The organism is Cryobacterium sp. PH31-AA6, from assembly GCF_030063195.1.
GTDB lineage: Bacteria > Actinomycetota > Actinomycetes > Actinomycetales > Microbacteriaceae > Cryobacterium.
Genome location: NZ_JASISS010000013.1, coordinates 33,890 through 46,151 on the forward strand (window position 1 = coordinate 33,890; position 12,262 = coordinate 46,151).

Below are 12,262 nucleotides of genomic sequence, written 5' to 3' on the forward strand. Positions count from 1 at the left end.
TGCGGTGACGGTGTCGATGCGGGTGATGTCGGCGGGCGACGGCTACAAGTACCTGCTGCGCACAGTGGCCGCCGGTGACGGCGACCGCAACCTTTCGACTCCGTTGACGAGGTATTACAACGCGGACGGCACGCCGCCGGGGCGATGGATGGGCAGCGGCCTCGCGGCACTCGGAAGCGGGCAACTAAGCGACGGCGATGAAGTCACCGAGGCGCAGCTCCAGCTGCTGATCGGCATGGGTCGTGACCCGCTTGCCGGCGTGCCGCTCGGCCGGTCCTACCCGGCGTACAAGTCGGTGGCTGAGCGAGTTCAGGAGCGAGTTTGTGCGCTCGATCCGGGGCTGGGTCCGACCGCTCGGGGCCGGGCCGTCGCGGCGATCGAAGCGGAGGAGCCTGAGCGGGGCACTCGACGGGCAGTGGCCGGATATGACTTCACTTTCTCTATTCCGAAGTCCGCCTCCGTGCTGTGGGCAGTCGCTGACGCAGGAACGCAATCACTCATCGTCAGGGCACACCATGCGGCGGTTGCAGAGGTGGTTGCGTTCATGGAGCGCGAGGTTGCAGCCACGCGCGCCGGTGCAACCCCTGGGGATGGTGCCGTTGCACAGGTCGAGGTGCGTGGGTTGATCGCGACAGCCTATGACCATTACGACTCACGCGCGGGTGACCCCCATCTACACACGCACGTCGTGATCAGCAACAAGGTGCAGACAGTGCTCGACAACAAGTGGCGAAGCTTGGACGGGCGGCCCCTGCACGCTGCGACAGTGGCGCTCTCCGAGTTCCACGAAGCCGTGTTCGCCGATCACCTCACGCGGCTCTTCGGAGTTGAGTGGGAAACGCGTGAGCGCGGACGGGACCGCAATGTGGCATGGGCGATCGCGAAGGTCCCTGAACAACTTGTGTCCGAGTTCTCGTCGCGGTCGCGGCACATCGACGAGGAGAAGGATCGTCTCATCGCTACGTACGTGGAGAAGCACGGCAGGCAACCCTCCAGCACGACGATTATCAAGCTGCGTGCCCAGGCGACACTCGCGACAAGACCGGAGAAGGAGATCCATTCGCTCGCCGACCTCACCGCTCAGTGGAGGCAGCGGGCGGGCAACATCCTTGGTGGCGATGCAACCGGCTGGGCACGTGAGGTCACCGCGAATAACGCGCCGTTGCTCTTGCGCGCTGATGATGTGCCGCTTGACGTCGTTCGTGGGCTGGGACAGAGCGTTGTGACTGTAGTTGGAGAGAAGCGTTCGACGTGGCACCGGTGGAATCTCACGGCCGAAGCTGCCCGGCAAACGATGCGGTACCGTTTCGCGAGCACACGCGATCGTGAAGCGATCATCGGCATGGTTGTGGATGCTGCTGAGGCTGTGTCGATTCGACTCACGCCGCCCGAACTGGCATCCAACCCTGCGGTCTTCCGGAGGAGCGATGAATCGTCGGTGTTCCGGCCGAAGAACTCCACGGTGTTCTCATCGGGTGAGTTGCTCGATGCCGAGGAGCGCCTGCTTCAACTCGCGCACACAACGACAGGACCTACGGTCCCACAGGCGACGGTCGAACGCGTCACGCGGAAGCCTGACCGTGAGGGGTTGGTGCTCGGGGAAGACCAAGCGTCTGCGCTGACGAAGATCGCTGTCTCCGGTCGTGTCGTTGATCTGCTCGTCGGCCCGGCTGGCGCCGGGAAAACGACCGCCATGAACGCACTACGCCGGGCATGGGAAAAGGAACACGGTCAAGGATCCGTCGTCGGGCTGGCCCCCTCTTCGAGTGCGGCACAAGTGCTTGCCGAGGATCTCGGGATCACAACTGAGAACACGGCGAAGTGGTGGCAGAATCACCTGCGAGAAGGTGAGGCCTTTCAGTCGGGCCAGCTCGTCATCGTTGATGAAGCGTCACTCGCGGGAACGCTTTCCCTGGACCGTATCACTCAGCTCGCTGCTGATGCTGGGGCGAAAGTGTTGCTCGTCGGAGACTACGCGCAGCTCCAGGCTGTCGACGCGGGCGGCGCCTTTGGGATGCTCACGCATGATCGTTATGACGTGCCCGAACTCGTCGACGTTCACCGCTTCACGCACGACTGGGAAAAGCGTGCGTCCCTCGATCTTCGCCATGGTTACACCGACGTCATCGATACCTACGACGAGCACCAACGCATCGTTGACGGGGACACCGAGGAAATGATCGATTCAGCGTATACCGCCTGGCGCAGCGATCTCGTCGCGGGGCGTGCAACGGTTCTCGTCTCAGACTCCAATGAATCGGTGACCGCACTCAACAACCGAGCGCGCACCGATCTGATTCTCGATGGCGCCGTTCGCGGGTCACGTGAGTCTGAGCTGCACGATGGAACCCATGCGGCATCCGGAGATATCGTCATCACGCGCCGCAACGACCGCCGCCTACTGGCAGGGCGAGGCTGGGTGCGCAACGGAGATCGCTGGAACGTCGTCGATGTTCGACGCGATGGATCGATGCTTGTTCGACGGGCTGGAAGTTCCTGGGGGACCAGCGTTCTTCTGCCAGCAGATTATGTAGCTGAGCACGTCGAACTCGGCTACGCCGTGACATCCTTCCGCGCGCAAGGCCTCACCACCGATACTGCCCACGTGCTCGTCGACTCGACCATGACCAGGGAGACTCTCTACGTGGCGATGACGCGGGGCCGTGACGCCAATATTGCCTACGTTGCCGTCGATACGCCCGACACTTCCCACGATGGTCCGCATCCTGGTGAGAACAATGAAGTCACCGGCCGCAGCGTTCTCGGCGGCGTTCTCCAGCACGTCGGCGCCGAACTCTCTGCGCATGAAACGATCGCTGTCGAACAAGAGTCCTGGGGAACGATCGCCCAGCTCGCCGCAGAATATGAGACGATCGCCGCCGCAGCGCAACGCGACCGGTGGGCCGCTCTGGTTCGGACATCCGGCCTCAGTGCAGAAGAAGCCGATGATGTAATTGGCTCGGATGCGTTCGGCCCCTTGACCGCAGAGCTGCGCCGAGCTGAAGCAAACCATCATGACCTGGCTAACTTGCTCCCACGTCTCGTCCGTGCGCGTGGCTTTGGCGATGCGGACGACATCGCTGCCGTCATCCGACACCGAGTTATCGACGCCACCGCGCGACCAGCTGGATCAGGCCGCACACGCAAGGTGCCCAGGCTCATCGCCGGGCTTGTACCCGAAGCGATGGGACCGGTTGCTGATGACATGCGTCAGGCGCTCGATGAACGTCGTCACCTCATCAGGCAGCGAGCCGGCGCAGTGCGCGACAAAGCCATCGTCGATGATGCGCAATGGATCGCGTCACTCGGTGAAGCTCCCGCTGCCGCATCGGAGCGTGAGAGTTGGCAGCTGGCAGCGCGGACGATCGCCGCGTATCGCGACCGATACGCCGTCACGACGCCGAGCCCGCTGGGGCTCCGACCCGAGGCCACGGCGCAGCGAATCGATCACGCGAGGGCCGAAGCAGCACTCACCGAGATCCGCCGTATGAACGCCGCGGCCAAGGTTGTGCAGTCCCATCGTGAGCCGTCTGAGCGGACAGCGGAGGGGCGGGTGCTCTGACCGCTGCCCAGTCGCGCCGGTGCACGCGCTTTTCTCCAGTCAACTGCGCTGAAGAAGATGAGCGATTACAGGCCGCGTGAATCGGGTGAGCGACGATCACACGCTGCAGCGATGCGAAATGCTCGTGACAGCTCCGTGTTGTGGTCGTTGCTCTTGTCCTCGTCGGCGAGTCGAAGAACGTCTTCGGAACCTGTGAGCAAACGGGCGCGTCCGTCTTGAATAAGGATGTTGGAGCCATAGCTGGCGGCACTCGTCACGGGGCCAGGAACCGCACCGACTGAGCGACCAAGCTCCACTGCTTCGTTGGCGACACGGAGCGATCCTGACCGCGCCCCCGCCTCAACGATCACCGTTGTCGAGGAGAGCGCGGCCATAATCCGGCCACGATCGAGAAAACGCTGCCGTGTTGGTGCAACACCCGGTGCAACCTCAGAGACGAGGAGACCTTGTTGCTCAATACGCGCAAACAGATCCGCGTGTCCGGCAGGGTATGCGCGATCGACCCCACCCGCGAGGACTGCAATCGTTCTTCCATCGGTCGCCAGCGCCGACTGGTGTGCGACTGCTTCGATACCGTAGGCACCGCCAGCGACAACGACACGGCCACTGAGCGCGAGGTCACTGGCGAGTTCAATCGCCATGTGGTCCCCATACGCGGTGGAGGCGCGCGCACCGGTCAGCGTGATGCGGTCGGCGAGAGGCTTGGCCAGCAGCGCAGTCTCGCCACGCGTCCAAAGTGCATATGGTGTGCGTGCTCCGAGATCGTTGAGGGCGACTGGCCAATCCTTCTCACCCGGAATAAGGACCCGGAGGCCTTGTCGCTCGAAGGCCGCCATCTGTGTGGCCAAGGTGTCGGCGCTGCTCACAGCGTGCAAGCGTTCGCGCCATACTGCCGCTGCGATTTGGTCGAGGCCGGGCACCGTGCCGTCAGCATCAGCGAGGCGGAGCAGTTCTACAGCGCCGACTCGGCCAACGAGACGACCGGTCGACGGATCATTCGGTGCAGCCACGAGCGAGAGAACGGTACGCGCGCTCCGCTCGTCGTGTCCGAGGGAAGAGAGGGAAGTCATCATCGGGCTCCTTCACAGCCAGTCATCACCGTGCAGGTGCGCAGCACCGCCCTTTCCTATGTCGTTGGTTCGGCGTACCCTTGGAACCAGGCGACACATTCAATGTTCGCCATCGCCCGCGCGATGGCATGACGGCCACAGTGGCAGTCCTCCAAGGTTCAACGTTGCCGAGCCATGAGAGGACCGTTGTCATGTTTCGAATCATCTGGGCTATCAGCATCCACCTCCGCAACTTCATGCGCAGGTACATGCCGACCAACATCCTGCTCGACGCGATTCGCACCCGCCGCGGGCTCAAGTGGGGCGTGCCCGCGATGTTGCTCGCGGTCCCGTATCTATTCGCCGCGAGTACCTGTACGGCTTTGATCGACGGGGGAGCGTCCCGTTGGCTCTACGTTGTTGCTCTTGTCTGCATCTGGAACGCGCTCAAGTTCATCGTTATCGGGCCAGTAAGCGTTGCGTTACTTATCCAGCAACGACGTTCCGAGCAGAGGGTAAACCGCGAACGTCACGCCTCGCTTCCAACTCAGGTCAACGCATAGCTGGTTCTCGCTCTACCTCAAACGGCGGTCTTTCCCTGAGCTACTGGCCTCACCCACACTCGCACGTAGGGGAGGCGCGGCCTGAAAGGGGGCATACCGGCGATGCTCATCGGTGCCGCCTACATCGCCATCGCCGCTATCATCACAACTCTGATCGGCCACGGATGGAGCCATTGGCTCCACGTGCTCTTCTTCCTATGCCCTACAACGGGCTCATGTTTCTCCTCTTTGGCCCCTGGGGCGTCGTGCTCCTTCTGCGGGCTCGATTCGCAGAGGCCCGCATGAGTGTCCGGACCGCGGCGGCAGCCGGGAAGCGTTGAGACTATATGAATGCACGACGAACGCTTCGCTCCACCTGGAGCAACTACCGAGCATAAGCGTGATTGCCCGGTGCGGTTCCGCTCGGTTTCGACGAAAGCGTGCGTAACCCCGCCGCACGCGTGGGCCACGAGCACTTCATACCTGGGCCGGCAACCGCCATCGAACGTGGAGACATCGATGTCGACGAACACCCGAGGCTCAGCGAAACCCAGCTTGCCCGCGAGAGATGCAGTCTCCCTGTTGGACGCTGGCTTGCAGGTCGGTGCGGTCCTGGACGATCCGCAGTCACGCTGCAGAGCGCCGTGGCAATGGTCGAAAGCCTAGGCGCTTTGGTTAGTCGTACTCCTCCGCGGTGGTTGCCGTCTGCCGAGCGCGCTCGTGCGGTGTCTGGTCGCTGTCGATCCACATCTGCATGGGGATGACGCCGACGCGATCGCTTACACGAGCCCACGAGAGCTCATAGCCGATCATGCCGAGCCTGGCGCTAACAGCTTTCACGGCCAGCAGTGCGTTGTTGACGTCCTCGAAGAGTCCGCTGGTGATCAGCGGGTGGGCTGAGTTTTCGGTGCTGAGGTCATGCGCTAAACGTGCGGCCGTCACACTCTGGTAGCGGTCGTCGCCTCGGTTATCGACGGTGAGGATATGTGGCCGCCCCACGGGGGCGAGCCGGCAGATGCTACCGAGTACTCGATCGCGATCCTGCCAGGCTGAAGAACGGGCAGCCTGAGCTGCCGATGTGTCTGCACCAGGGCGACGTTGCGAGTCCTCGTACATGCTGTCCGCCGTTTGAAAGATCTCGTCCTTCTCTGCATACTCGGACCGCAGTGCGGCAAAGCGTGAGGAGTGATGTGTCGCCCAGGTCAGACGGAGCACTTCGAACAACTGCCATGCGTCCTCAAGAGGTTCGGTACCGAGAGAGAGCGATTCGGCGAGCAGCGGTGCGAGGACGTCGAACAGTCGCGTGTGCACGTCCTTCGCATCCTCGTAGCCAGCCTCAGCATCAACACTGGAAGCGAAGGATTCAAACTCCCCGTTGTAGCGGTGGGGTTTCTTCAACGCGAACAACCGTCCGAGGAGGTCGAATCGTTGTGCAGCGACCGCGGCGATGCCCGTCGCGTAGAAGAGGAACGCGCCGGAAACGACCCGCAGCGACAGCAGTTTCACGAGCCCTGAACCATCAGCAGGGGTAGCAAACCGACGAAGTTCGTCGATCCACCATCGGTCGGTCTCTTCATTGCCCCAGTAAGTGACAGCAGTGAGCATCGCTGCGGGGAGCCTGGACGCCTCTTCAACCCGAACGAGCATGGATTCGTACTCATCATTCTTGTGATGGTCGGTGAGATGAAATTCCGGGAGACGATGTAGGGCATCGAGCTCCTGCCGAAGCCTGTCGTGTAGCCCGATCGCGACTCCGCGGCCAGAGAGCTCGCGTTTGGCGGTTTCGACAGCAACTGGGATCGTCAAGGGGTGTCGGGCGCGTCGAATCGTCATGGCGGCGACGCTGTCGGCAAGGCCCCCGAAGCCCATATCCGCATCTTGGGCCACATGGATGCCTTTCTTGAGCGTCCGCAGGATGGCTGCCTCCTCGGGCGGCTCGGCCGGTTCGAACCAAGTCAGAGTGAACCGGTTGGGGTGGTGCGCCGCGATCGCGTCGCGCAGCGCGGGATCATATTTGGAGGACCAGCCGGCGATGATCAAGCCGTACTCTTCCAGGATCCGCTGCAGCAGACGGGCAGTGCTGGGGTGGTAAGCCTTCAGCTCGGTCACGGTGTTGAGCATCGTCGTCGGGTTGAGGTAGTCACCGTGAAGGTGGATGACACAGCAATCAAGCGTGTGGAGCGGTGCCATGCCTTCAATGTCGGCAGGGCTGGCGACGATCGTTGGTTCGATTCCCTCTGCCCGGAGCGCTTGTTCTATGAGATGGTCGAAGTTCAGCGTGACGATCACTTTCACCGCCCCGGACCGCACCAGCCTGGCGATCGCGCGGTGCGCAGGAGTGGGAACCTTCCGACCTGCCTCCATGTCTTCGGGGCTCTGCTCAAAGTAGCCACGCAGTAGACGTTGCCGCTCGATCTGCGTCGGCGCGATACGTTCGAGGACTCCTTCATAGGTCGGGGACTCGCCGACCTGCTCCTCGTACCAGGCGATCGAATCCGCGGGAGCCGCACCAGCAAGCTCGACCGAACGTGCGACGAGATCCTCAAGCACACCCCACGCAGTCGGGATGCCGCTCGGGGCAGACACGCCTGCCCCTATCAAGAGCGCGTATGCACCGGGATTCGAATGGATGGAGAACGCGACGGTCAAGAGTTCGCCCTCGTTCGAGGAGATATGTGCCATGTCCACACGGTACCCGGTACCTCTGACGCCATATCCGCGCCTGGAACATGCTGAATCACTACGCCTTCATAGACATCCTTCTCAACGAGCTAAGTAGGGCATGCTGAGACGTGCCGCTTTGCGGGGATCAGGTCTAGTTGGTGGGGCGGGGCAACTGTGTCTGTCGTGGGCAAGACGAGATACTGGTTCACAAGTGCCTATATCGGAGGAGGTCGGATTGGATACTCCGCCGCAACTCGTACAACAGATCCTGTTCAGTCTTGACCGTTTGGCCGACGGGAACGGTCATCACGAGTACGAGAAGATCTGCTTCGCGTTCGCGCGCCGCCGAATCAGCATCAACCTGCTTCCCGCAACCGGGCCAGTTAGCGCGGGCGGGGACCAAGGGCGTGATGCGGAGAGCTTCTGGTCAAACATCGCAAACGAGATTCCGACGACATCGGTGCACGCCGCCACCGTCTCCGCCGAGCGCGTGGTTCTCGCCTGCACCATCCAAAAGACCGACATCCCTACCAAGATCCGTTCCGATCTCGGCAGCATCACGGGTCAAGGAACGCCCGTGGCCCGCGTCCTGTACTTCACGGTGGCATCCGTGCCCGTCGCGAAACGGCACAAGCTCATCGCAGAAGCACGTTCGGACCACGACGTCGAGCTCGAGATATTCGACGGCCTGGCACTTGCAGAGCATCTTGCGGATCCGGATCTCTTCTGGATCGCGGCGGACTATCTGAAGCTGCCAGCCTCATTAGCTCCCGAACGTGATGATGAAGACGACCCGCTGCCAGACTGGTATGTCCGGGACCGCGACTACTGGCGGGCGCGACCAGATCCCGGGCGGACCATGGGTGATCTCGTCGGCTTGCGGGACGTTCTACGACACTCGACCTATCACGACCAAGCGCGCGGCGACTTGGGGGACTGGATCGCAAAGATGCGTGAGTTCCTCATCGGTGAAGGCGCGGTAGATGTGCAGATGCGAGCCCGATACGAGATAGTGGTTGCCACCCTCCGCGGCACAGGCGTGCTTCACGCGGCGGACCCGCTTGTCCGCGAGTTCTTCGAGGCCGTCACCGATACGCAGGACGATCTGCCGCTTCTCGAAGACGCTAGCGTTCTGCTCCAGTACGGCTATGGGTCTCGCCTTCGCGGCAACACCAACATCACGATGGCTGAGCTCGACGGCTACTACGACTCCCTTCGAGCGCACATTCAGACAGCGCTAGCCGACAGCCCATATCCAAATGCGAAAGCGCTGCTGCTCGCGATCGATGCGCGCCTCGCCTTCTTCCAGGCATATCCGGACGATCTCCCCGAACGTATCGAGGGGCTGCGTGATCCTCGCGACACCCTTCGTCTAGTTCTTGACGCCTACAAAGTCGACGAGACCGTGCCCGCGCAGACAACGGCGGTTCCGCTCAGGGATCTCGACGGAGGCATGGCCACGCTCGGTGCGCTTCTGGAGGTACTGCCGTCCGCGCCTCTGTTCCCGGTCGAGCACACTGCAGAACTGTTCGAGATGCTCACGCTCTCCCTGGCCAACCACGCGGAGTACGCACGACTTCGCGATGGTCTCGACGAGGCGGTCGCCCGTGCCGGAGGCGACGCGAGTAAAGCAGAGCGCGCCCATGCTCGGGCCATTACCTTCGCCGGCGCCGGCCAATTGCTTCGCGCCCTTGCCGAAGTGCACGAGGCCAAGATCGGATGGCGTCATGGCGAAACCATCGAGGAAAGTATTCCTATGATGCTGCTCGCTGCCTCGATCTACGACTATCTCGGTCTGTTCTTCGCTGCGAAGCTGCACGCTTTTGCCGCCGCGGTTGCCGCAAACGGTGCTCAGCAAACCGACGTCCGTCGCTTCGTTCCACAGGCCATCGCCGTAGCGGCGATCAATGACTTCAAGGCGGGCAACTGGTGCTCAGCATCGCGGCTAGTTCGCGTCACGCTTCTCGCTCAGAATGCGTATGCGGAAGACCCCACGAACCTCGACCGACACGCATATCTAGCCGACGTGCTTCAGCGGGAGGCATTCGCCCTTCATGTCGCCAATACACTGGCGCCTGACTACGAAGCCGTGATTCGAACCACTGCCCAGGATATGGGCACCGAAACCTTGCTCGACGACATGGCCTCTCAGCTCGTCGGCGACGATCACTGGACCATCGAGGCCCTCGTCGAGGGGCTCGATCGACAGGGATTAGGGCGCCCCTTCGCCGATGCCGGGGAGACGAGGGACTTACGTTGGTCGGCGTTCGGCGCCGCATGGACCGTGCGGAGCCGAAACACACGCTGTGACACCCTCGCCGCAGAACGCCTAGCGTCCGGCATCCAGATCATTCAGACTGAACTCGCGCTCGCGGACGCCGTCTGGCTTCCCGCGGAAATTCACATCGAAGTGAAGACCGACCGGGACGAGAGACCGACCGGTGCCGAGAATCTCGAGCGCATCCCAGATAACAATCTCAGCCGTTGGGTCGTCCATCTCGACCCAGGGGACAGCGTTCAGGAAGAACGTGCGCTCGTTGACCTCGTCACAGATGCTTCGCTGCTGCTTCTCGACAACTCCCTCCTAGAACGCGAGAAGTTCCTTGCCCTCGTCAGCGACGCGTTCGCACGAGGCCTCGGACACAAGCTCTCAGGAGGGCGACCCTACGACGAGGCAGCTGACTTCCTCCGGGACGAGGACTTTGAACGCATGACGGCTCTTCCTCACGGGCCACTCGGCGAGGGAATCGTCCATCACGCATCCCCCGATCATCCCGAGCTTGCCCTTCGAACTGACCTTTCGGAGTGGTACGACCACGACGAATCAGTCGCGAACATCGAACGCCGTTATCAGCGCATGATGCCCATCGGACGTATTACCATCCCCCGGCTCGCCATGACTGAGCCCACGGCCGCTGTCCTCCGCCAGCTCCGCGATGAGGGTTGGCGCGATTGGCAGCTGATGATGGCGACCACGAACATCATCGGCAACGCGCGCCCTGGATGGGAGGGCTTGCAAGTTGCCGTCGATAGTCCTCCAGCGGTTCGCGAACGCGCCTCCGCGCTCTTGCGACGAGAGGAACTCGACACCGATCCGCAGCTCGGTAGTGAGGCGTTCACGCGCGAAAAACTCCTGGCCGCGCTAGAGTTCACGACCCTTCTCACGCTGCCGTCCTACGGGTTGCACGTGAACACCCCGACCCCGAACGCCCCCGCTATCCTGACTGTCCTCCGAGGCCGATTCAACTTTGGGGTAGATGACGTGCAGCACGACGATCTTCTTGTCCCACCGCTCAGTGGCGGGGACGGTGACGGCGACTAATGCTTGCGAGAGACGAATATTTGGAACGACCAATTGACTTTTCCCGCCAGCGCCACATGCTGTGTGGGAAATGCAGTCACCAGTGGGTCGTCGACCTCGGCTGGATCGATCGGTGGGATCACGCCCTAGAGCGGTGCCCGGGCTGCGGCGTGACCTGCGAAGCCGAAATGGCGCCGCGCGTCACCGTCGACCCGGATGATCCAGCACTGAGAGACGAGAACGTCGCGCGCCTCGTCTGGTACCACACGAGCACGCAACCCGATTGGCCCACGAAACACTTCGATCCAGCCGCAGGACTGACCGCGCAGACCCGGCAGATGATGGGCGGCGACAATCGCGTTGCCCAATGGGCGGAACGGCAGAGAGCCAAGGCTCTGCACGTCGGAACCTACGAGGCCGCAATCCACAACATGCTGCGACGAATCGACGGCCAAGCAGATCACGGCAACCAGTTCTACCTGTACCGTGTTCACCTCAAACCAACCGTTGTAGTGCGCGACGGATGGCTCATCGACCCGAGCAACTTCGTAGGCGACGTGATCTTGGACGAGGCGTGCCCGCCTGGAGTCGACGTCGCCCGCTATCTCAACTACCACGAGGACCCAGGTGGACTCTCTCTCGCCCTCGGGCCGACCGCAATCGCCTCCACGCAATCGATCGCGATCCCATTGCTATTCAACGACCATCCCGGCTGGATCGCTACCGCTGTGGGCGAGTTCGAGAACGCGCCAACGACATCGCCGCCTTTGATCGGATCGCGCCCGGTCGGGAGACGTCGAGCGCCGTCTCCGAAGAGCAGCAAAGCAAGCGAGCTGGTCGCACTACTCACACAGCGATTGCCAGTGAACCTGCGATCGAAATTCGAGGCTGCCACCGCGTTCGATGACAATTTGAAGCCCGAGGATTGGTCTCGATATGTCATGGGGATTATGAACACCATTGTCGCGCCTGAACAAGTCGCGGCCACACTCGACGGGGAAATCGTCCGGTATCTCTGAGGCATGCCGCGAACCAGTCACGACCTTGCGGGCTGATGACGAGGCGCCGTGACACTCTTGCGGACTCGTACTCAGCTTGCGGACGACGCGCGGGGAGTTCATGTCTGAGCCTCACGGGAGAATGG

The 12,262-nt window shown here is 62.2% G+C and carries 6 protein-coding genes; 4 read left to right on the forward strand and 2 right to left on the reverse strand.

What is annotated here, in order from left to right:
- The first annotated feature begins 4 nt into the window (after positions 1-4).
- Positions 5-3,562, forward strand: a complete 3,558-nt coding sequence (gene mobF / locus QMG61_RS10515; protein WP_283494281.1) for a MobF family relaxase — start codon at positions 5-7, stop codon at positions 3,560-3,562.
- Between the two features lie 65 nt (positions 3,563-3,627).
- Here the strand turns inward: mobF and QMG61_RS10520 are convergent, their stop codons facing one another.
- A complete protein-coding gene (locus QMG61_RS10520) occupies positions 3,628-4,635 on the reverse strand; it encodes a DNA-processing protein DprA (protein WP_283494282.1) in 1,008 nt (335 codons plus the stop codon).
- A 188-nt stretch (positions 4,636-4,823) separates the two neighbouring features.
- Here QMG61_RS10520 and QMG61_RS10525 point away from each other — a divergent pair, with 188 nt between their 5' ends.
- Positions 4,824-5,174, forward strand: coding sequence for a sulfate permease (locus tag QMG61_RS10525; protein ID WP_283494283.1), 351 nt, complete (start codon positions 4,824-4,826; stop codon positions 5,172-5,174).
- Positions 5,175-5,828: 654 nt separating this feature from the next.
- Here QMG61_RS10525 and QMG61_RS10530 read toward each other — a convergent pair.
- Entirely contained in the window at positions 5,829-7,835 is a 2,007-nt protein-coding gene (locus QMG61_RS10530; RefSeq protein WP_283494284.1) for an SIR2 family protein, read from the reverse strand.
- Between the two features lie 217 nt (positions 7,836-8,052).
- Between QMG61_RS10530 and QMG61_RS10535 the strand changes: the two genes are divergently transcribed.
- Complete coding sequence (locus QMG61_RS10535) at positions 8,053-11,139, forward strand: hypothetical protein (protein WP_283494285.1); 3,087 nt, start codon at positions 8,053-8,055, stop codon at positions 11,137-11,139.
- Positions 11,139-12,137, forward strand: a complete 999-nt coding sequence (locus QMG61_RS10540; RefSeq protein WP_283494286.1) for a hypothetical protein — start codon at positions 11,139-11,141, stop codon at positions 12,135-12,137. Before QMG61_RS10535 ends, QMG61_RS10540 begins: the two co-directional genes overlap by 1 nt.
- The last annotated feature ends 125 nt before the right edge of the window (positions 12,138-12,262 follow it).

Excerpts from the sequence above, each read along its gene's own strand:
- QMG61_RS10520 (WP_283494282.1), bottom strand. The coding sequence starts at position 4,635 with ATGATGACTTCCCTCTCTTCCCTCGGACACGACGAGCGGAGCGCGCGT.
- QMG61_RS10525 (WP_283494283.1), top strand. The coding sequence starts at position 4,824 with ATGTTTCGAATCATCTGGGCTATCAGCATCCACCTCCGCAACTTCATG.
- QMG61_RS10530 (WP_283494284.1), bottom strand. The coding sequence starts at position 7,835 with ATGGCACATATCTCCTCGAACGAGGGCGAACTCTTGACCGTCGCGTTC.
- QMG61_RS10540 (WP_283494286.1), top strand. The coding sequence starts at position 11,139 with ATGCTTGCGAGAGACGAATATTTGGAACGACCAATTGACTTTTCCCGC.